The sequence below is a fragment of the Janthinobacterium sp. GW460-12-1-14-LB5 genome (assembly GCF_059423585.1).
Window position 1 is genome coordinate 290,299 of the sequence record NZ_JBWKYD010000001.1, and the last position, 20,134, is coordinate 310,432.

Below are 20,134 nucleotides of genomic sequence, written 5' to 3' on the forward strand. Positions count from 1 at the left end.
TATGCGGTAAAGCCGCCATTTTTACATCTTGTTTACAGCTGCCTTCCCAGTCTTTACGAATTTTTTAGACCCTTTTGGCTAATCTGCTCACTATCAAAACAAACCTGAATGAGGGTGGGAATGGATCTCGTGTATCTCGGCTTGATTGCCGTGTTTTTCGTCGTGGCGGCCGGCTTTGCCGTCGCCTGCGACAAATTAGGGAGCGTCAAATGAACGCGTTTTATGTGCTGGGCGCCGTCGTCTCGGCCGGCCTGCTCGTGTATTTGCTGGTGGCGCTGCTGAAGGCGGAGGAACTGTGATGACGACGCAATCGATACTGTTATTGGTGGCCTTCCTGGCCGTGCTGCTGGCCGCCGGCTATCCGCTGGGCCTGTACATGGCCAAAGTGGCCGGCGACGGCCCCGTGCGCGGCCTGGGCTGGCTGCAAAAGCTGGAAAACCTGCTGTACCGCTGGTCGGGCCTGCCCGCCGACAAGGCCATGGGCTGGAAAAGCTATGCCATCGCCCTGATCGTCTTCAATACCGTGGGCGCCGTCTTCGTGTACGGCCTGCAGCGCCTGCAGGGCTTCCTGCCACTCAATCCGCAGGGCCTGGGCGCCGTCAGCCCCGATTCCTCGTTCAATACCACCGTCAGCTTCGTCGCCAATACCAACTGGCAGGGCTACGGCGGCGAACAGACCATGAGCTACCTGACCCAGATGCTGGGCATGGCATGCCAGAACTTCTTTTCGGCGGCCACCGGCATCGCCGTGATCTTCGCACTGGTGCGCGGTTTCGCGTCGCGTTCGGGCAAATCGATCGGCAATTTCTGGGTCGACCTGGTGCGTTCGACCCTGTACATCCTGCTGCCGCTGTCCCTGGCCCTGTCCGTCGTCTTCATGGGCGAAGGCATGATCCAGAATTTTTCCGCCTACAAGGAAGTGACCCTGCTCGACCACGTGGCGTATGAAACGCCGAAAACGACGGCTGACGGCCAACCCGTGCTGGACGCCGCCGGTCAACCCGTGATGGAAGCGCAAGTGGCGACGACGCAGACGATCGCCATGGGCCCCGTCGCGTCGCAGGAATCGATCAAGCTGCTGGGCACGAATGGCGGCGGCTTTTTCAATGCCAATTCCTCGCATCCGTATGAAAACCCCACCGTGCTGTCGAACTTCCTGCAGATGCTGGCCATCTTCATCATTCCCGCCGGTCTGTGCTTCACCTTTGGACGCATGGTGGGCGACCTGCGCCAGGGCTGGGCCGTGCTGGCCGCGATGAGCCTGATCTTCGTCGTCATGACGGCCGGCGTGATGAGCGCCGAGCAGCAAGCCAATCCCGCCTTGCAAGGCCTGGGCGTGGACCAGCAGGCCAGCAGTCTGCAATCGGGCGGCAATATGGAAGGCAAGGAAACGCGCTTCGGCATCAGCTCCTCGACCCTGTTCGCGGCGGTGACGACGGCCGCATCGTGCGGCGCCGTCAACTCCATGCACGATTCCTACATGCCCCTGGGCGGCATGGTGCCGCTGCTGCTGATGCAATTCGGCGAAGTGGTGTTCGGCGGCGTGGGCACGGGCCTGTACGGCATGCTGATGTTCGCCATCCTGGCCGTCTTCATCGCCGGCCTGATGATCGGCCGCACGCCTGAATACCTGGGCAAGAAAATCCAGGCCTATGAAATGAAGATGGTGTCGCTGGCCATCCTGATTACGCCAGCCCTGGTATTGACGGGCACGGCGATCGCCGTGATGGTCGAACCGGGCAAGATCGGCGTGGCCAATCCGGGCGCGCACGGCTTCTCCGAGATCCTGTATGCCTTCACGTCGGCGGCCAACAACAACGGCAGCGCGTTTGCCGGCCTGTCCGCCAACACGCCGTTCTACAACGTGATGCTGGCGATTGCCATGTGGTTCGGCCGCTTCGGCGTGATCGTGCCCGTGCTGGCGGTGGCCGGTTCGCTGGCGGCCAAGCAGCGCCTGTCGGCCAATGCCGGCACCATGCCCACGCACGGCCCCATGTTCATCGGCCTGCTGATCGGCGTCGTCGTGCTGGTTGGTGTATTGAATTACGTTCCCGCGCTGGCCCTGGGCCCGATCGTCGAACACCTGCAACTTTTCATCAAATAAGAGGCTACCATGTCACGCACAAGCCTGACTTTGTTCGATTCCGCACTGATTGGCCCCGCCATCGTCGATGCGTTCAAAAAACTCGACCCCCGCACGCAGTGGCGCAGCCCCGTGATGTTCGTCGTCTATGTGGGCAGCATCATCACGACCCTGCTGGCCATCCAGGCCCTGAATGGCCAGGGTGAAGCGCCGTTCGGCTTCATCGTCGCCGTCGCCGTGTGGCTGTGGTTTACCGTGCTGTTCGCGAACTTCGCCGAGGCGCTGGCCGAAGGCCGCAGCAAGGCCCAGGCGGCCTCGCTGCGCGCCCTCAAGCAGACGGTGATGGCAAAGAAAATGCAGACGCCGAAATACGGCACGTCCTGGCTGCCTACGCCGGCCACCGACCTGCGCAAGGGCATGACGGTGCTGGTCGAGGCGGGCGACGTGATTCCCGCCGACGGTGAAGTGACGGCCGGCGTGGCTTCCGTCGACGAAAGCGCCATCACGGGCGAATCGGCACCCGTGATCCGCGAATCGGGCGGCGACTTTTCCGCCGTCACGGGCGGTACCCGCGTGCTGTCCGACTGGCTGCTGGTGCGCGTTTCCGTCAACCCGGGCGAAGCGTTCATCGACCGCATGATCGCCATGGTCGAAGGCGCCAAGCGCCAGAAGACGCCGAACGAGATCGCCCTGACGATTTTATTGGTGGCCCTGTCGATCGTGTTCCTGATCGTCACTGTGACCCTGCTGCCGTACTCGTTGTTTTCCGTGGCGGCGGCCGGCAGCGGCACTCCCGTCAGCATCACGGTATTGATCGCGCTGCTCGTGTGCCTGATCCCGACCACCATCGGCGGTTTGCTGTCCGCCATCGGCGTGGCCGGCATGAGCCGCATGATGCAGGCCAATGTGATCGCCACGTCGGGGCGCGCCGTGGAAGCGGCCGGCGACGTGGACGTGCTGCTGCTCGATAAGACGGGTACCATCACCCTGGGCAACCGCCAGGCGTCGAGCTTCGTGTCGGCGCCCGGCGTGACGGAACAGCAGCTGGCCGACGCGGCGCAACTGGCCTCGCTGGCCGATGAAACGCCGGAAGGGCGCAGCATCGTCGTGCTGGCCAAGCAGAAGTTCAATATCCGCGAACGCGAAATGGCCAGCCTGCACGCCACCTTCGTACCCTTCACGGCGCAAACGCGCATGAGCGGCGTGGATATCCCTGGCGAGCAGCAGGTGCGCCAGCTGCGCAAGGGCGCGGCCGACTCCATGAAAAAGTATGTGGAAGCGCTGGGCCAGCCGTATCCGGCCGAGGTGGCACGCGCCGTCGACGACATCGCCCGCCGCGGCAGTACGCCGCTGGTGGTGGTCGATGATGGCCGCGTCATGGGCGCCGTGGAACTGAAGGATATCGTCAAGGGCGGCATCAAGGAACGCTTCGCGGAATTGCGCCGCATGGGCATCAAGACCGTCATGATCACGGGCGACAACAAGCTGACGGCGGCCGCGATTGCCGCCGAAGCGGGCGTGGACGATTTTCTTGCCGAAGCGACGCCGGAAGACAAGCTGAAACTCATCCGCAGCTACCAGTCCGAAGGCCGTCTGGTGGCGATGACGGGCGACGGCACCAACGATGCACCGGCGCTGGCCCAGGCCGACGTGGCCGTGGCCATGAATTCGGGCACGCAGGCGGCGAAGGAGGCGGGCAATATGGTCGACCTGGATTCGAACCCGACCAAGCTGCTGGAAATCGTTGAAATCGGCAAGCAGATGCTGATGACGCGCGGCTCGCTGACGACGTTCTCGATTTCGAACGACATCGCCAAGTACTTCGCCATCATCCCGGCCGCCTTCGTGGGCACTTATCCGCAGTTGAAGGCGCTCGACATCATGCACCTGGCCAGCCCCGCCTCGGCCATCATGTCGGCCGTGATCTTCAATGCCTTGATCATCGTTGTGCTGATTCCGCTGGCGCTGAAAGGCGTGCAGTACCGGGCCATCGGCGCGGCCAGCCTGTTGCGCCGCAATCTGCTGATCTACGGCCTGGGCGGGATTATTTTGCCCTTCATCGGGATCAAGCTGATCGACATGCTGCTGTCCGTCCTCAATTTAGTCTAAAGGAACCATCATGAGCACTATCGTACGTCCCGCCCTGGTCCTGTTTGCCGCATTGACCGTGATTTGCGGCGTCGTCTATCCGTTTGCCACGGCCGGCATCGGCCAGCTGGCCTTCAGCGATGAAGTCAACGGCAGCATCGTCGAGCGTGGGGGCAAGCCCGTCGGCTCGACCCTGATCGGCCAGTCCTTCACCTCGCCCAAGTATTTCTGGGGCCGTCCATCGGCCACCGCGCCGATGGCCAATAACGGTGCCGGTTCGGGCGGCTCGAACCAGGGGCCGAGCAATCCGGCCCTGGTGGACGCCGTCAAGGCGCGCATCGCCGCCCTGAAGGAAGTTGATCCAGGCAACCGCAACCCGATCCCCGTCGACCTGGTGACGGCGTCGAGCAGCGGCCTGGACCCGGAAATTAGCCTGGCGGGCGCCCTGTACCAGGCGCCGCGCGTGGCCCGCGTGCGCGCCGTGCCGCTGGCGCAGGTGGAAAACGCCATCGCCAAGGTGCAGAAAACCGCGTATATCGGCTTTTTCGGCGAGCCGCGCGTGAATGTGCTGGAACTGAATCTGGCGCTCGATGCGGCCGCGAAGTAAGATGATGCAGGGGCAGAGCCGCCGGTTTTGCCCCTGGTTTTGACCTTAAAAGATACCCATGCTCCCCAACGACAGCCAACGCCCCGACCCTGATGCCCTGCTGGCGCAAGTGCAGGCGCAGGAACAGAAAGCCGCGCGCGGCCGGCTGCGCATTTATTTTGGCGCCTCGGCTGGCGTCGGCAAGACGTATGCGATGCTGGCGGCCGCGCGCAAATTGCTGGCCGATGGCCAGGACTTGCTGGTGGGCGTGGTGGAGACGCATGGGCGCCAGGATACGGCAGCCCAGCTGGACGGCTTGCCCGTGCTGCCCCTGAAGGCCATCGAGTACCGGGGCAAGACCCTGTACGAGTTCGACCTGGACGAGGCCCTGCGCCGCGCGCCGCCGCTGATACTGATGGATGAACTGGCCCATTCGAACGTGGCCGGTTCGCGCCATCCGAAGCGCTGGCAGGACGTCGAGGAATTGCTGGCGGCAGGCATCGACGTGCTGTCGACCGTGAACGTGCAGCACCTGGAAAGCCTGAACGACGTGGTGGGCGGGATCACCGGCGTGCGTGTGGCCGAGACCCTGCCCGACACGGTGTTCGACCGTGCCGATGAAGTGGTGCTGGTCGATATCCCCGCCGATGAACTGCTGCACCGCCTGAAGCAGGGCAAGGTGTATCAGCCGCAGCAGGCCGAACGGGCATCGCAGCATTTTTTTCGCAAGGGTAACCTGATCGCCCTGCGTGAACTGGCCTTGCGCCGCACGGCGGACCGGATCCAGGATGACGTGCAGGCCTACCGCGTCGAAAAATCGATCAATCCCGTGTGGAAGACGGGCGCCGCGCTGCTGGCCTGCGTGGGACCGCACGCGGGGGGCGAGCACGTGATCCGCAGCACGGCGCGCCTGGCTAGCCAGCTGAACGCGGAATGGCACGCGCTGTACGTGGAAACGCCGCGTTTGCAGCGCTTGCCGGCGGGCCAGCGCGAACGCATCCTGAAAACCCTGAAACTGGCGCAGGACCTGGGCGCGCGCACGGCCATCGTGCCGTCCGCCGACATCGCCGGCGCAGTGGTCGAGTATGCGCGCGGCGCGAATATCTCGAAAGTCATCGTGGGCCGTGGCCGCGGCCGTGCCAACTGCGGTGCGCTGGCGCGCCTGTGGCAGGCGCCGCCGGCCGCGCGCATGGCCAGCCTGGCGCCCGATATCGATTTGATCGAGGTGGGCTTGCCGCCTGCCGGTGCGGCGCCCCGGCGCGCGGCGGGCGAAGACGAGGAGGCGCCGCGCCGGCCATCGCGTCATTGGCGCTATATCCTGGCCGCCGGCGCCAGCCTGGGCACGGCCCTCGCCTCGGTGCCGCTGCAGCCTTATCTTGACCTGGCCAACATCGCCATGCTGTCCTTGCTGACGGTGGTGCTGCTGGCCGTGCGCCTGGGACGCGGGCCGGCGGCATTGGCCAGCCTGGTGGGCGTGGCCAGCTTCGATTTCATCTTCGTGCCGCCGCGGTTCTCGTTTGCCGTCGGCGATTTCCAGTATGTGATCACCTTTGGCGTGATGCTGGCCGTGGGCCTGATCACGGGCCACCTGACGGCCGGCCTGCGCTTCCAGGCGCGCGTGGCATCTCACCGCGAAGCGCGTGCCCGCGCACTGTATGAATTCTCGCGCGAATTGTCCGGTGTGCTGCAGACGGAGCAGATTTTCGACATCACGAAAAGCGCCATCGAACGCGCTTTCCGCGCGCGCGCTACCTTGCTTTTGCCTGATGACGAGGGCAGCTTGCAGACCCCGAACGGCGGCGAGCCGCTCGATATCGGCATCGCGCAGTGGGCCTTCGACCATGCGCAGGCGGCGGGGACGGGCACCGATACCTTGCCGGCTTCGCCCATTTTCTACCTGCCGCTGATCGCGCCGATGCGCACGCGGGGCGTGCTGGCGCTGTTGCCGCTGGAGGCGCCAACGCACGGGCGCTGGCTGCTGGTGCCGGAACAGCGCCAGCACCTCGATACCTTTGCCGCCCTGGCGGCCATCGCCCTCGAACGCGTGCACTACATCGACGTGGCGCAAGGCGCGCTGCTGCAGATGGAGTCCGAGCGGCTGCGCAATTCGCTGCTGGCGGCCCTGTCGCACGATTTGCGCACGCCATTGACGTCGCTGGTGGGCCTTGCCGAATCGCTGGCCCTGTCCCGGCCTGCGCTGTCGCCCGCGCAGCTGGACATGGCGCGCTCGCTGCAGTCCGAAACCGTGCGCATGAGCGCCCTGGTGGCGAACTTGCTGGACATGGCGCGCATCGAGAGTGGCCAGGTGCGCCTGAATTTGCAATGGCAGGCGCTGGAAGAGGTGGTGGGCAGCGCGCTGCGCGCCAGCGGCCCGCAATTGCAGCAGCACGCCGTGCAGACGCAGCTGGCGCCGGACTTGCCGCTGGTGCGCTACGATGCCGTGCTGATCGAGCGCGTGCTGTGCAACCTGCTGGAAAACGCCGCCAAGTACACGCCGCCGGGCAGCACCATCACGGTCGCGGCCGGCGTGCACGGCCAGTTCCTGCAGGTGACGGTGCTTGACGATGGCCCGGGCCTGCCGCCCGGCCGCGAAGAAGCTATCTTTGAAAAATTCACGCGCGGCGAGCGCGAATCGAACAAGCCGGGCGTCGGCCTGGGGCTGGCCATTTGCCGCGCCATCGTCGAAGCCCACGGCGGCACCATCCACGCGCAGCCGCACGCGCCGGGACAGGGCGCCGCCATCGTCTTCAGCCTGCCCCTGGGTACGCCGCCGGCCTTGCCGGAAGCGGAGCTGGACGACGCCAACGTAAATGAAACAGGAAAACCATCATGAACGAACCTTCCGCCACCGCCTTGCTGGTCGAGGATGAACCGCAAATCCGCCGCTTCGTGCGCGCCGCGCTGGAAGACGAGGGCTGGCAGATTTTCGAGTCCGCCACCATGCAGCGGGGCTTGATCGATGCCGGCACGCGGCGGCCCGACCTGATCGTGCTGGACCTGGGCCTGCCCGACGGCGACGGCATCGACTTCATCGCCGACATCCGAAAATGGTCGGCCGTGCCCATCATCGTGCTGTCGGCGCGGGTCGACGAGCAGGACAAGATCCGCGCGCTCGACGCGGGCGCCGACGATTATCTGACCAAGCCGTTCGGCGTGGGCGAGTTGCTGGCCCGCGTGCGCGCCACCCTGCGCCGCCAGCGCCAGCCCGCGGCCAGCGACGATGGCGTGGTGCAGTTCGGCGACGTGCGCGTCGACCTGAAGGACCGCCTGGTGACGCGCAACAAGCAGCTGGTGCACATGACGCCGACGGAATTTCGCCTGCTGTCGGTGCTCGTGAAGAATGCGGGCAGGGTGGTCACCAATCCGCAGCTGCTGCGCGAAGTGTGGGGGCCGTCGAACAGCGAAAACGGCCACTACCTGCGCATCTACATGGGCCATCTGCGCCAGAAGCTGGAAGCCGATCCGGCCCAGCCGCAGTACCTGCTGACGGAAACGGCCGTCGGCTACCGGCTGCTGCTGCCGCTCTAATACCTGTTATTTCCCCTGTTTGAAAACAGGCGCCGCGCGCGCCGGGGGGACGCTTTACTTTAAATTTTTGCAGCGAATTTTTGCAGCGGCGGGCCAGCTGCGCCATGTTGGCAAAGGCCCATACCACCCATGAAGAAGAAAAAACCATGAATAAAATGCTACTTGCACTTGCCGTTGCGACCGCCTTGACGGGCAGCCTGGCCCACGCGGATGAGGCCAAGCCCGACAACGAAGTCAGTTTCAACGTGGCCGGCGTGTCCGACTACCGCTATCGCGGCATCTCGCAGACGCGTTTGAAACCCGCGCTGCAGGGCGGCGTCGATTACGTCAACAACCCGACGGGCCTGTATGCGGGCGCCTGGGCCTCGACCATCAAGTGGACCAAGGATGCGGGCGGCAGCGGCGACGTGGAAGTCGATCTGTATGCGGGCAAGCGCGGCCAGTTGGGCGGTGATATCGGCTATGACGTGGGCGTGCTCGCTTACGTGTATGCGGACAACGGCTTGAAGAATATCGGTCTGGCCAACGCGGACACGCAGGAAGTCTACGGCCAGCTGTCGTATGGCCCCGCCTACGTCAAGTATTCGCACTCCGTCTCCAACCTGTTCGGCATCGTCAACAGCAAGAACAGCGGCTACCTGGACATCGGCGCGACCATCGACCTGACGAACGGCTGGACCGGCAACCTGCATGCGGGCCACCAGAAAGTCAAAAACAATGATGCGGCTAGCTACACGGACTGGAAAGTGGGCGTCACGCGCGATTTCGGCATCGTGACGGGTGCGCTGGCCGTGATCGGCACGAACGCGGGCAAGTCGGCCTATGCGTCGCCAGTGAATGGCAAATTCATGGGCAAGACGGCGCTGCAGCTGACGGTCAGCAAGACGTTTTAATTGACGCAGATGAGAGGAGAGGCGGTGCATGCGCCGCCTTTTTCGCGTGCCCAGCCAGGCTAGGCAGGTAGATTAAAGACGGCGCAATACAGCTGTCCCAGGCTGACCACGCGGGCGGCCGGAATCTGTGCCGCCAGAGCATGGGCCGGCGCCGCCTGCGTGTCCGTTGCCAGCAGGACGCGCAGGTCCGGATTGACGCTGCGCGCGTGCGCGATGCGGCGCGCCAGGCCCGCCTGCGCGCCGGCGTCCACGACGCCGTCGGGCGGCACCACCAGTACGCGCGCGGCGATCAGGGCCGAACGGCTGCCCATGGAGTCGCGGCCTTCGCTGTCGATGACGATGTCGTGGTAGCAGTGCACCAGGTGCTCCAGCTCCGGCTGCAAGCCCTTGGCGCTGATGGCGCGCGCCATCAGGCGCGGCCGCGTCAGGCTGCCATGCCTGGCCCCATCGTGCATATTCCTGGCCTGCTCCATGGCTCCCTGACGCGGATCGGCATCGAGCAGCAATACCTTGCGTCCGGCCAGCGCGCGCGAGGCGGCCAGCCGTCCGGCCAGGATGGATTTCTCCATCCCTCCGCGTTCATCCGTGATGGCGATGATCATCTTGGCGCACGGCTGGCATGATGTTGGCGGCGGAGACCAGCTGCAGCAGACAGCCTTCGCGCGGGGTGTCCCTGTCGCCGGCTGTCCATACGGGCAGTTCCAGCAGGGGTTCGAGTGCTTCGGCCAGCTTGTGCTGGCCGGCGGAGGACATCGGCGTCATCGGCAGGCGCAGCTCGTCGCGTACCTTGCCCTGCATGGCCAGCGCGGCTTTCACGGGGCCAGGATTGGGTTCGGCAAACAGCAGGCGGATGACGGGCAGCATGACCTTGAACAGGGCGCCGGCGGCGCCGTGGCGGCCCTGCTTGACCAGGTGGTATAGCTGCGCATACAGGTCGGGGCGTATCTGGGCGGCGGTCGACATGGCGCCGTGGCCGCCCATGGACAGGCTGGCCAGCAGCAGCGCGTCGTCGCCGCACAGCACGTCCAGGCGCGTGTCGAGCAGCAGTTCGCCCAGCTGCTGCAGCTTGCCGCCCGCTTCCTTGATGGCGACGAAGTGCGAGTCGCGCGCCAGCAGCGCGGCCGTCTGCGGTTCGATATTGACGCCCGTGCGGGCCGGCACGTTGTACAGCACGATGGACTGGTCGGTGGCGGCGGCGATGGCCTGGAAGTGGCGCACGATGCCATCCTGCGAAGGGCGCACATACGCTGGCGCCGAGACCAGCAAGCCTGCCAGCGGATGGTCGTTGTAGCGCTGCACCGTGGCGACGACGCTGCGCGTATCGCTGCCGCCTATCCCCATGACGACGGGGAAGCGGGGGCCGACGGCTTCGAGCACGCTGTCGAGCAGCATGCTCTGTTCCGCGGCGCTCAGCATGGCCGCTTCGCCCGTGGTGCCGCATACCACCAGGCCGTCGACGCCGCTGGCGGCCAGTTCGCACGCCAGCTGCTGGGCCGCGTCGAAGTCGATGTCGCCATCGCCATCAAGGAAGGGCGTGACCATCGGCACCCAGATGCCCTGGAAGTGCGCGGTGATGCGCGCTGAAGACATCGCCTGCTCGCAGGAGTACTGGTTCATAGCGATTTCCCCTGGCTGATGCGGCCAAATTCCGCCGCCGGCAGCAGGCGCATGACGGCATCCATGGTCAGGCGCAGGGCCGGTTCCGTCACGCACAGCCAGACTTTCATGCGTTCGGCATGGTCGACCGCCTCGACGCGCATGAACGACAGCATGCCACCGCAGGTCTTGACGACCAGCTGGCGCAGCTCGGCCAGGCAAGACTTGTCTACCGTGATATGCATGAGGAAGGTGGGCAGGCGGGGATGACGGTGGGGCAGTGCTTGATGCGCTTGATGCGTTTGCAGGCGTGAATGGGGTTCCATGGTGGCTTTGCAGCGGTGGTTGAGGTAAGTTCAAGATTAGCAGCGGGGGCGTAAAGATTCTCTAAAAAGCGGGGCCGCCAGCGTAAACGGGCTGTATGCGGCGGGCGCTCGCGTGTTGCGCGGATGCCCCGGGCGTGGCCTTTTGTTACAAAATTGAATCGTGCTTTCCGAGGCAGGGGTTTATATTGAAAACGTCTCCGCTTTCAGTCAGCCTTGCCATGTCAGACGAAAAAGATCCCCAGCAGCCCCCATCCACCGATCCCGCAGCGCCGGCGCCGTCGCGGCCAGACCGGGTGGGCCGCCGGGCGCCCGATGAGGAGCACCGCGCGCGCGACGCGGCCCCCCGCTACCTGAAGGATAACGACACGCCGCTGGCGCTGGCCTGGCGGGTGATCTCGTCGCGCTACCGCTCCATGCGCGACAAGGCCAGCCGCGATTTCATGCGGCGCACCCTGCGCATCGGCATCTCGGCGCGCATTTTCCACCCCGAGCCGGGCGCTACTGGCCTGCGCAGCAAGAACCTGCAATACCTGGAAGAGTCGATCGCCCAGTGGGTCATGTCGCGCGACGTGCTGGTGTTCATGATCCCGACCGTCAATACCAGCGGCCAGCTACACCCGAGTAACATCACCCTGCGCCACTATGCGCGCCACTTGGACGGCCTGGTGCTGCAGGGCGGCGCCGACGTTTCGCCGCAGACGTATTCCGAGGCGGCCACGCGCCCCGAATGGAACGGCGACCGCGCGCGCGACCTGTACGAGCTGGAACTGCTGCACGAATTCGTCGACGCGGGCAAACCCGTGCTGGGCATATGCCGGGGCTGTCAACTGATCAACGTGGGCTTTGGCGGCACCCTGTACCAGGACATCGCCTCGGACGTGGCAGGCGCCACCTCGCACGTCAACGACCTGTATGACCGCCACCGCCACACCATCGTCTTTCCGAAAGGCTCGTCGCTGGCGGGCATGTTCCCGAAGACGGGCGAGGCGCTCGTCAATTCCATCCACCACCAGTCGGTCAAGGACCTGGGGCGCGACGTCACCGTGGAAGCGTATTCGCAGGGCGACAACATCGTCGAGGCCATCCGCTACCAGCGTGCCCGCTTCGTCATGGGCTTGCAATGGCACCCTGAATTCCATTCGGCGGGCGGCGTCGAACTGCTCGATTGCACGCCCATCCTCGATAACTTTTTGCGCGCGGCGCGCGAGACGCGGTTTTGAATGCGCACCTGATCCGCCGGCGCAGCGTGCTGGCCGGCTTGCTGGCGCTGCCCCTGGCCGGCTTGCGCGCGGCGCCGCGCCCGCATGAGGGTGCGCTGCCGTTTGCGCTGACGTCCGCCGCGCGCGCACGCACGCTCAAGGCGCGGGTGGCGCCGGCCATTGCCGAGCAGGTGCTCAAGGCGGCGCACAAGGATGCGGCGCGGCCCGTGCACCTGATGGCCGAAGTGCGCACGGGCGGCTTGCTGAAGGGCGAGGGCGGGCGCGAGACCAGCCAGCAGGCGCAGGAGGACTGGCGCCAGGCGCGCTTGCAGGCGCTGGCCTGGAGATTATCGGGTGAGATGGCGCATTTCGAGGCGGCGCGCCAGCTGTTGCTGGCCTGGAGCGGCGGCTATGCACCCTCGTTCAGTCCCGTCGACGAGACGGAGCTGGCCAGCCTGCTGATGGGCTTTGATCTGGTACAGGAACGCTTGAGCGGCGTCGAGCGCGAGCAGGTGCAGGCGTTTTGCCGCACCCTGGCACACGGGTACTTGAGTGATCCCGTCAAGGTGGGCGGCCCGTCCACGGCGCGCAACAACTGGCACAGCCACCGCATCAAGATCGGCACGGCCGCCGCGTATGTCACGGGCGAAGCCTTGCTGATCGCGCGCGCGAAGGAGCGCTTCCTGGCGCACGTGCCGCGCAATATCGGCGCCGGCGGCGTGCCCTTCGACTTCGAGCAGCGCGATGCCCTGCATTACACCACCTACAGCCTGGAGCCGCTGCTGACGACGGCCCTGATGGCGCAGGCGCATGGCGACGACTGGTATGGCGCGCCGGAAGCGCGGCGCCTGGCCGAGGCGCTGGCCTGGCTGGCGCCGTATGCGCAGGGCAGGAAAACGCACGAGGAATTCGCGAAAAGCGCCGTGCCCTTCGACCGCAAGCGCGTGGCGGCCGGCGAAAAGGGTTTTACGGGGAATTGGGAGCCCAGGGGCGCCGCCAATGTGTACCTGCTGGCGGCGCGCTTCGACCCTGCTTACCTGTCGCTGGCGCTGGAATTGCACCCGCCAGCCTGGGCGCTGGCGCTGTATGGCAGTTAGTCAGAACTTCGTGCGCACGGTGAACATCACATTGCGCGGTTCACCGTAGAAGCCTGTTCCGAACAGGCCCAGACCCGTCAAGTACTTCTTGTCCAGCAGATTGTTCACGTTCAGGCTGGCCGTGACGTTCTTGCTGATCTCGTAGCGGGCCAGCAGGTTGACCAGTGCATAGCTGCCTTGCTGCAGGCGCGCATTGTCGTTGGCGGCAGGGTTCCTGACCTCGCCGTGGAAACTGCTTTGCCAGGTCAGGCCGCCGCCCACCGTCACTTTGTCCAGGCTGGCTGGCAGGCGCCAGCTGCCTTGCACTCTTGCCAGGTGGGCCGGCTGCGTGGTTTGCAGCATGGTGGAAAACACGTCCTTGCCATCCTTGTCGCGCACATGTGCATACGTGTAGCCGGCGCTCAGTTTCACATCTTTCAGCACCTCGCCTGTCACCTCCATTTCCACGCCGCGGCTGGTGACGCCATCGATGGCTTTATACGCTTCTTCGCCGTTGACTTCACCCACAGAGCTGGCCACATTGCTCTGGCGGATCTGGAACAGGGACGCGCTGGCATTGACCTTGCCGTCGAGATACTCCGCCTTCACACCCGCTTCCACACCCTTGCCGCGCACGGGTGCGAGGAAGTTGCGCTTCACGTCGCGGTTGCTTTGCGGCGCAAAGATGGTCGTGTAGCTGCCGAACACGGAATAGGTCTTGTCGAGGTCATACACGACGCCCGCATACGGCGTGATGACGCCGCTTTCGTCCATGCGCGTATGGCTGGGCGTGGCATTGTCGAATAAGCTGCGCTTCTGATCCATCTTGTAGTTGCTGATCCGCGTGCCGACGATCACCGATAGCGCATCGCTCGGGCGCAGGCGCACGGCGCCATACAGGCCGCTCTGGCGCGTGCTGTCATCATCGTTGCCCTGGTGTTCGAACGCCGGCTCCGCATACTGGCCGCGCCAGTCGAAGTAGCTGCCGTCCAGGGGCGGATAGACCGATTTGTAGACGGGGGCGTCCTGCTTGGCCGTCGACGAAGAATAGCCCAGCATGGCTTCATGCTGGCGGCCGAACAGGGTAAACGGGCCGCTGGCGTCGACGTTGACGGTGGTCTGGCGGCGGTCGCCCTTGTATTTTCCCATGAAGAAATAGGCGCCTTCGCCCGTGACGGGGTCGGGATTGCCGCTGCTGGCCGAGCCGAGCACGCTGTCATGCTTGCTGCGCAACTGGTTGGCGCTCAATTTCACTTTCCACGCGTTGGCGAAGCTGTGTTCCAGCGACGTGAACAAGGTGGTGTTCCGCATGTCGCGGCGGCTCCAGTCCGTGGCAGGATTCCACGAAGTGGGAAAGTTCGTGCGCGTGCCGTCGGAAAACAACAGGGGAAAGCCCGTCCAGGTGGAGCCGCGCGGCTTGTAATCCTGGTGCGTGAAGCCGGCCGTCAGCAGGGTGAGGGGTGTCAGGTCCGCCTCGATGATGCCGTAGGCGACGGATTTCTGCTGCGTGTAGCGCTCCAGGTAGGAGTGCTTGTCCTGATAGGCGCCCACCAGGCGGCCGCGCACCGTGCGGCTGTCGTTCAGGGGGCCGGAGACATCAGCTTCGCCGCGGTAGTTGTCCCACGATCCCGCGCCCAGGGTCGCCGAACCCTCGAATTCGGCGGTGGGGCGCTTGCGCACCATGTTGACGGTGGCCGACGGGTCGCCCGAACCGCTCATCAGGCCAGTCGCGCCTTTCAGCACTTCGATGCGGTCGTAGATGGCCATGTCGCTGTTGGTCGTGCCCCAGTCGTAGACGCCGTCATAGATGGCCGACACGCCGTCGTACTGGAAATTGGTGACGTCAAAGCCGCGCGCCTGGAAGCTCCAGCGGTCGCTGTCATAGTTTTGCACGCTCACGCCATTGACGTTTTTCATGACGTCGGAGACGGCGTTGCTGTTCTGGTCATCCATCTGCTGGCGCGTAACGATGGTCAGCGACTGCGGCGTTTCGCGCTGGCTCAGGGCCAGGCCAGTGGCGCCGCTGGCTGGCCCGCCAGTGTAGCTGCCCGTGCCGCTGGTGACGGCGCTGCGCTCGGCCGCCGCCACCACGGTGACGCCGCTCATGACGGCCACGCCGCGGCTGTCCGCAGTGGGAGTAGTTGCGCCGGCGGGGATCTTTTGCAGCAGGTAGCCGCCATTTGCTTGCGGCACGGCTTGCAGGCCGCTTCCGGCCAGCAGCACGCGGAAACCATCGTGCACGCCATAGCTGCCTTGCAGGCCGGCACTGCGCAAGCCTTGCGTGGCGTCGCTGGAGAACGACAATAAAATGGCGCTGTCGCTGCCGAAGCGCGTCAGCACGTCGCCCAGCGCGCCGGCCGGGATGCCATAGACGCGCACTTGCTGGCTTTGTGCCAGGGCTGGCGCCGGCAGGGCCAGCGCCATGCCGATCTGCGACAGGGCACAGGCCAGGACGGTGCGGGTAAGGAGGGAACGCGAAGCGTGGTGCATGGAATAAAACCTTTCGTGGATGCGCAAGATGGAGACTACCTGTCTACCAAGTCACGCGAGCACGGCGAAACAGCTCACTTTGCAGAAAATATTTTTCAGTGCGCCGCCAGTTCGATCCTGACGATTTGCCGGCCCCAGAAGCGTGTGATGGTATTGCGCCGCAGTTGCAGGCTGGCGCCGACGGCGTCGAGGATGGCATCGACGTCGGCCAGCGGGTAGGAACCTGACACGCGCAAGCCAGCGACGGCGGGCGTGCAGGCCAGCGGCTGCTCGCTGTAGCGCGACAGCTCGGCGAGGAAATCGGCCAGGCGCATGTCGCGCGCCACCAGCATGCCATCGAGCCAGGCGCCGCCATACGGCGCCAGCGCCTGGCGGTGGCAGCTCGTGCCGTCGAAATGCGCGCCTTCGCCGGGATGCAGCACCAGGCGCTGTGCTCCATCGCCGGCCAGCACGGCGACGGCGCCTTCGAGCACGCCGGCGCTGGCGTATTGCTGGTGCAGGCGCACGGTGAAGCGCGTGCCCAGCGCCTGCAGGCTGCCATGCGGCGTGCCGACGAAGAAGGGCCGCCGTGCCGCATCCTTGCCGGTGGCGATGAAGATTTCACCGGCCAGCAGGTCGATGCGGCGCTGCGCGCCGTCGTAAGCGATATTCACGGCGCTGCTGGTGTTGAGCGTGAGCTGCGTGCCGTCATCGAGGGTCACGACGCGGCGCTGGTTGACACCCGTGCGGTAGTCGGCCGTCCAGCCGCGCCATGGGCTGCGGCGTTCGAACGCATACAGCGAGACGCCGCAGGCCAGCAGCAGGGCCAGCGTCTTGACGGCATGGCGGCGCGGGGCGTTGGCTTGCACGCAGGCGCGCAGCAGGCTCGCGTGCGCCGCGGGCGGCAGATGCTCGTGCTGCATTTGCAGCTGCTGCCACGCCTGCGTGGCGCTGCCGGCGCGCTGCAGATGGCGTTTGACTGTCGCCAGCGAGATGCCGAGCTGGCGCGCGATGTCTTCCTGCGGCAGTTCGTCGAGCTGGCGTAGTAAAAAAGCCCGTTTCACGGGAGGCGGTAAGCCGTCGAGCATGCGGTCGAGTTCAAACACGGTGGCCAACAGCAGCGCGCGCTCCTCGGGCGATGGTGTGTGCAGGGGCGGCAGCTGTGTCAGCACGTCCAGATAAGCCTGTTCCAGCTTCTGGCGACGGTAATGGTTGAACAGCACGCGCTGCGCCACGGTAGCGAGAAAGGCGCGCGGCTCGCGCGCGGCGACGGCGTCTTCGCGGTCGAGCAGGCGCATGAAGGTGTCCTGCGCCACATCGGCCGCGCAGGCCGTGCTGCCCAGCTTCTTGCGCAGCCAGCCCTGCAGCCAGCCGTGGTGGTCGGCATACAGTGTCGCGATGTCCTGGCGTTGTAGCGGCTCTGCCAGCGGCATCGCGTTCCCCTTGCAAGACCGGTCCGGCTGGACTGGTGTTTTTAAACAATAATAAGAATCATTCTCACTTATTGTAACAAGCGGGGGAGGTGGCTGTAAATGACGGGCAGGCGGGGTGTGGTTTTTTGGGTTGCGTTGTTGGGGTAAAAATCACGATGACTGGCAAAACCGTCGCGAGCGGAAGGGAGAGGTGGCTAAGAAGCGCAACCGTACGAAGGTACGGTGAGCATCGCAGGCCGCCTATACCGACGCGCAGCAGGTTTGGCCAGGCATCCTCAGTAATTCATCGGTTCACCGCGAAAACATCGGATGGCCGAATCGACCATGCCCTCGGCGCTGCCCTGCAGGCTGTGCTGCTTGCGCAGGTATTGCGCGTCGCTCCACTGCTTGGCCACGTCCGACAGGTGTTTCAGGGCCGGCGTGCTGCCCAGCGCCTCGGCGTGCGGTTCCATTTTGCGCAGGGTGGTCATGATGTCTTCGCGCAGCGACATCGTTTCGTAGGTTTTCGGATGCGTGATGGCGCCATCGAGGCCGAAGCGGCAAGCCTGGAAGCGGTTGTAGTTATATACGAGGTAATCGTCTTCCACCGGCGGGGTTTCGCGGCGTTCGAGCAGGTAGCGGCACAGGGCCTGCAGGTAGGCGGCCAGCGCGGCGGCCCGCTCCACCGTCAGCGGCGTGTCGCACACGCGCAGTTCGATGGTGCCGAATTCCGGCTTGGGGCGGATGTCCCAGTAAAAATCCTTCATGCTCTTGATGATGCCCGTGTTCTCCATCTTGGCGAAATACTCGTTGGAGAACTGCTCCCAGCTCAGCGTAAACGGCGCGCGTCCGCTCATGGGAAACGCGAACACGGAATTCAAACGGGCCGAATCGAACAGGGTGTCGCGGCCCTGCACGTAGGGCGAGGACGCCGACAGGGCGATGAAATGGGGGATGTAGCGGTTCAGCGAATGCAGCAGGAACATGGCGTCGTCGCCCGAGGCGCAGCCGATGTGCACGTGCTGGCCGAAGATGGTGAACTGCTTGGCCAGGTAGCCGTACAGTTCCGAAATCTCCTGGAAGCGGGGCTTGGAAAAGATCTTTTGCGACGACCATTGCTGGAACGGGTGCGTGCCGCCGCCCGCGATGCCGATATTGAGCTTGTCGCCGGCCGTGATCAAGGTGTCGCGGATTTCCTGCAGCTGCTCCAGCAGGGGACCGTGGTGCGTGTGCACGCTCGAGTTGATCTCGATCATGCTCTCGGTGATTTCCGGCGTGACGTTGCCGGGAAACGGTTTTTTGTTCAGCAGATGCAGCAAGTCGGGGCTGGCGGCCGTCAAGTCATAGTCCGACAGGTTTACCAGTTGCAGTTCGAGTTCGACGCCGAAGGTCAGCGCGGCCGATTGGCCAAAGGGTTCCAGCGGCATTTAGCGCTCCTTGATTTCGTGGGTTTCTTTGGCCAGCATCAGCACGCGCTGCACCAGCACGGGGCCGATCAGTTCCAGGCCCAGGGTGATGGCGGCCAGGGCGTTCAATTCGTCGCCGAAGTTCACGCCGTGCTGGCGCGCGTGCTCGAGCAGCAGGATGATGAAGACGGAGACGGGCGTCAGGGCCACGCCCGTCAGCACGCCCTTGCGCCAGGAAATGCCGCTCACATGCGAGAACGCGGCCACGCCGGCGACCTTCGTCAGCAAGCGTCCGCCGACGACGGCCAGGGCCAGTCCCGCGCCGGCCGTCACGCTGGCCCATTCCAGGGTGGAGGCGGCATACACGAACAGCAGCACCGTCAGCAGCTCGCCCATGGCGCCGAAATTGCGCTGCGCCTGGCTGAAGGCGACCCTGCGGTGGCGCGCCACCAGGCCGAAGGTGAGGGTGGCCAGCAGCGGCGACAGGCTGGTGGTGTAGGTCAGGGCGACGAGCAGCATCACCGACAGGGCGAACGCCACGGTGGCGTCCTGCGCCATGTTGCCCAGGCGGCGCAGCATGGCCGGCACGACGATGCCGAAGACGGTGCCGGCGGCCACGGAGGCGGCCAGCACGGCGGCGCTGCTGCTGCTCGCCTCGATCAGGTCGGTGGAGCTCTGGAACATCCAGAAGCCGACGATGATGTTGAACGTGAAGACGGCCAGCACGCAGTTCAGGGCGGTGAGGTGGACGATGCGTTCCGTGACCTGGCCCGAGCTGCGTTCCTCGTTGATGACGCGCATGATGGTGGCCGGCGAGGTGGACATGGCCAGGGACGCCAGCAGCAGCGCCGTCATCGAGGTGCTGCCGAATTCGATGCCGATGAAGTAGACGACGGCAAAGGTCAGCAGGGATTCGACCAGGCCCGTGACGGCGATCCACGGATTGTTCTTCAGCCAGCGCAGGTTGATGCGGTAGCCCACCTCGAACAGGATCAGGCCGAAGGCCACGTCGGCCAGCACCAGCATGGGGCCGGCGTCCGTCTGCGGCAGGATGCCTACCTGCGTCTGCGCGAGGACGAAACCGATCACGCCGTAAAAACTGATGCGCGGCAGGCCAGTCCAGCGGTGGCCAAATTCGCCCACTACCCAGGCCAGGGTAATGGCGAACGGCCAGGACAGGTCGGCGGCGATCGAGATCAGACTTTGCATGCTCATTCCTTTGAAAATGGCGCTGGCACCGGCCGGCAGCACGGGGGCTGGCGCGGCAATGTCGTGGTGCAGCGGTGGTGCATGGTTTGCGCAGAGCGATGCGCCGATTCTACCGGAGCAGAAGGCGCGCACGATGTGCGCAATCGAACAGTGTCGCGGTCATGGCGGCCGCGCACGGGATGCAGCAGGGTAGGGCAGGGCTGATATCGGCGTATGTTACCCGCCCGCGGCGGAGATGCTCCGCACGGTAGTGCCGTGTCGCA

16 protein-coding genes and 1 pseudogene are annotated in these 20,134 nt (G+C 65.1%); 9 read left to right on the forward strand and 8 right to left on the reverse strand.

Annotation, left to right across the window (positions count from 1 at the left end; all coding sequences use genetic code 11):
• The first annotated feature begins 209 nt into the window (after positions 1 to 209).
• From kdpF to AC07X6_RS01385, 7 genes are all read left to right on the forward strand, one after another.
• The gene (kdpF, locus tag AC07X6_RS01355) at positions 210 to 299 is read left to right on the forward strand and encodes a K(+)-transporting ATPase subunit F (RefSeq protein ID WP_034746483.1); all 90 of its coding nucleotides are present in this window, start codon (positions 210 to 212) and stop codon (positions 297 to 299) included.
• A complete protein-coding gene (gene kdpA, locus AC07X6_RS01360; RefSeq protein ID WP_494789830.1) occupies positions 299 to 2,104 on the forward strand; it encodes a potassium-transporting ATPase subunit KdpA in 1,806 nt (601 codons plus the stop codon). Before kdpF ends, kdpA begins: the two co-directional genes overlap by 1 nt.
• 9 nt (positions 2,105 to 2,113) lie before the next feature.
• Complete coding sequence (gene kdpB / locus AC07X6_RS01365) at positions 2,114 to 4,192, forward strand: potassium-transporting ATPase subunit KdpB (RefSeq protein WP_494789831.1); 2,079 nt, start codon at positions 2,114 to 2,116, stop codon at positions 4,190 to 4,192.
• A 10-nt stretch (positions 4,193 to 4,202) separates the two neighbouring features.
• Complete coding sequence (kdpC, locus tag AC07X6_RS01370) at positions 4,203 to 4,778, forward strand: potassium-transporting ATPase subunit KdpC (protein WP_494789832.1); 576 nt, start codon at positions 4,203 to 4,205, stop codon at positions 4,776 to 4,778.
• Positions 4,779 to 4,836: 58 nt separating this feature from the next.
• Entirely contained in the window at positions 4,837 to 7,590 is a 2,754-nt protein-coding gene (locus AC07X6_RS01375) for a DUF4118 domain-containing protein (protein WP_494789833.1), read from the forward strand.
• Positions 7,587 to 8,285, forward strand: coding sequence for a two-component system response regulator KdpE (gene kdpE, locus AC07X6_RS01380; RefSeq protein ID WP_034746496.1), 699 nt, complete (start codon positions 7,587 to 7,589; stop codon positions 8,283 to 8,285). The genes AC07X6_RS01375 and kdpE overlap by 4 nt, the downstream gene beginning before the upstream one ends.
• Positions 8,286 to 8,431: 146 nt before the next feature.
• Positions 8,432 to 9,178: a TorF family putative porin gene (locus tag AC07X6_RS01385; protein ID WP_494789834.1), complete on the forward strand. Its 747-nt coding sequence runs from the start codon at positions 8,432 to 8,434 to the stop codon at positions 9,176 to 9,178.
• A 59-nt stretch (positions 9,179 to 9,237) separates the two neighbouring features.
• Here the strand turns inward: AC07X6_RS01385 and AC07X6_RS01390 are convergent, their stop codons facing one another.
• Genes AC07X6_RS01390 through AC07X6_RS01400 form a run of 3 tightly spaced genes read right to left on the reverse strand, consistent with a single transcriptional unit; the run spans position 9,238 to position 11,100 of the window.
• The gene (locus AC07X6_RS01390) at positions 9,238 to 9,747 is read right to left on the reverse strand and encodes a P-loop NTPase family protein (RefSeq protein WP_494789835.1); all 510 of its coding nucleotides are present in this window, start codon (positions 9,745 to 9,747) and stop codon (positions 9,238 to 9,240) included.
• 10 nt (positions 9,748 to 9,757) lie between these two features.
• Positions 9,758 to 10,795, reverse strand: coding sequence for a 4-hydroxy-tetrahydrodipicolinate synthase (gene dapA, locus AC07X6_RS01395; protein ID WP_494789836.1), 1,038 nt, complete (start codon positions 10,793 to 10,795; stop codon positions 9,758 to 9,760).
• Positions 10,792 to 11,100: a hypothetical protein gene (locus AC07X6_RS01400; protein WP_289946063.1), complete on the reverse strand. Its 309-nt coding sequence runs from the start codon at positions 11,098 to 11,100 to the stop codon at positions 10,792 to 10,794. Before AC07X6_RS01400 ends, dapA begins: the two co-directional genes overlap by 4 nt.
• Before the next feature lie 218 nt (positions 11,101 to 11,318).
• Between AC07X6_RS01400 and AC07X6_RS01405 the strand changes: the two genes are divergently transcribed.
• Positions 11,319 to 12,320, forward strand: coding sequence for a gamma-glutamyl-gamma-aminobutyrate hydrolase family protein (locus tag AC07X6_RS01405; RefSeq protein ID WP_230538920.1), 1,002 nt, complete (start codon positions 11,319 to 11,321; stop codon positions 12,318 to 12,320).
• Positions 12,317 to 13,396 carry an alginate lyase family protein gene (locus AC07X6_RS01410; RefSeq protein WP_494789837.1) on the forward strand — a complete coding sequence of 360 codons (1,080 nt, stop codon included), beginning with the start codon at positions 12,317 to 12,319 and terminating at the stop codon, positions 13,394 to 13,396. The genes AC07X6_RS01405 and AC07X6_RS01410 overlap by 4 nt, the downstream gene beginning before the upstream one ends.
• On the opposite strand, the gene AC07X6_RS01415 is transcribed toward AC07X6_RS01410, so the two are convergent.
• The 5 genes and pseudogenes from AC07X6_RS01415 to AC07X6_RS01435 all read right to left on the reverse strand — a co-directional run bounded on the left by AC07X6_RS01415 (position 13,397) and on the right by AC07X6_RS01435 (position 19,871).
• On the reverse strand, positions 13,397 to 15,865 hold the full coding sequence (locus tag AC07X6_RS01415; RefSeq protein ID WP_494789838.1) for a TonB-dependent siderophore receptor: 2,469 nt from the start codon (positions 15,863 to 15,865) through the stop codon (positions 13,397 to 13,399).
• Between the two features lie 95 nt (positions 15,866 to 15,960).
• Positions 15,961 to 16,767: a FecR family protein gene (locus AC07X6_RS01420; RefSeq protein WP_494789888.1), complete on the reverse strand. Its 807-nt coding sequence runs from the start codon at positions 16,765 to 16,767 to the stop codon at positions 15,961 to 15,963.
• 27 nt (positions 16,768 to 16,794) lie between these two features.
• Positions 16,795 to 17,277, reverse strand: a pseudogene (locus AC07X6_RS01425) (sigma-70 family RNA polymerase sigma factor); the annotation flags it as partial.
• 275 nt (positions 17,278 to 17,552) lie between these two features.
• Positions 17,553 to 18,683 carry a YbdK family carboxylate-amine ligase gene (locus AC07X6_RS01430; protein ID WP_426053587.1) on the reverse strand — a complete coding sequence of 377 codons (1,131 nt, stop codon included), beginning with the start codon at positions 18,681 to 18,683 and terminating at the stop codon, positions 17,553 to 17,555.
• On the reverse strand, positions 18,684 to 19,871 hold the full coding sequence (locus AC07X6_RS01435) for a cation:proton antiporter (RefSeq protein WP_070218615.1): 1,188 nt from the start codon (positions 19,869 to 19,871) through the stop codon (positions 18,684 to 18,686).
• Positions 19,872 to 20,134: the final 263 nt, after the last annotated feature.

Coding starts and splice junctions, on each gene's coding strand:
- AC07X6_RS01430 (WP_426053587.1), bottom strand. CDS start 18,683: ATGCCGCTGGAACCCTTTGGCCAATCGGCCGCGCTGACCTTCGGCGTC.
- AC07X6_RS01390 (WP_494789835.1), bottom strand. CDS start 9,747: ATGGAGAAATCCATCCTGGCCGGACGGCTGGCCGCCTCGCGCGCGCTG.
- dapA (WP_494789836.1), bottom strand. CDS start 10,795: ATGAACCAGTACTCCTGCGAGCAGGCGATGTCTTCAGCGCGCATCACC.
- AC07X6_RS01415 (WP_494789838.1), bottom strand. CDS start 15,865: ATGCACCACGCTTCGCGTTCCCTCCTTACCCGCACCGTCCTGGCCTGT.
- AC07X6_RS01435 (WP_070218615.1), bottom strand. CDS start 19,871: ATGCAAAGTCTGATCTCGATCGCCGCCGACCTGTCCTGGCCGTTCGCC.
- AC07X6_RS01385 (WP_494789834.1), top strand. CDS start 8,432: ATGAATAAAATGCTACTTGCACTTGCCGTTGCGACCGCCTTGACGGGC.
- AC07X6_RS01405 (WP_230538920.1), top strand. CDS start 11,319: ATGTCAGACGAAAAAGATCCCCAGCAGCCCCCATCCACCGATCCCGCA.
- AC07X6_RS01375 (WP_494789833.1), top strand. CDS start 4,837: ATGCTCCCCAACGACAGCCAACGCCCCGACCCTGATGCCCTGCTGGCG.
- kdpA (WP_494789830.1), top strand. CDS start 299: ATGACGACGCAATCGATACTGTTATTGGTGGCCTTCCTGGCCGTGCTG.
- AC07X6_RS01400 (WP_289946063.1), bottom strand. CDS start 11,100: ATGGAACCCCATTCACGCCTGCAAACGCATCAAGCGCATCAAGCACTG.
- kdpF (WP_034746483.1), top strand. CDS start 210: ATGAACGCGTTTTATGTGCTGGGCGCCGTCGTCTCGGCCGGCCTGCTC.
- AC07X6_RS01420 (WP_494789888.1), bottom strand. CDS start 16,767: ATGCAGCACGAGCATCTGCCGCCCGCGGCGCACGCGAGCCTGCTGCGC.
- kdpC (WP_494789832.1), top strand. CDS start 4,203: ATGAGCACTATCGTACGTCCCGCCCTGGTCCTGTTTGCCGCATTGACC.
- kdpB (WP_494789831.1), top strand. CDS start 2,114: ATGTCACGCACAAGCCTGACTTTGTTCGATTCCGCACTGATTGGCCCC.
- kdpE (WP_034746496.1), top strand. CDS start 7,587: ATGAACGAACCTTCCGCCACCGCCTTGCTGGTCGAGGATGAACCGCAA.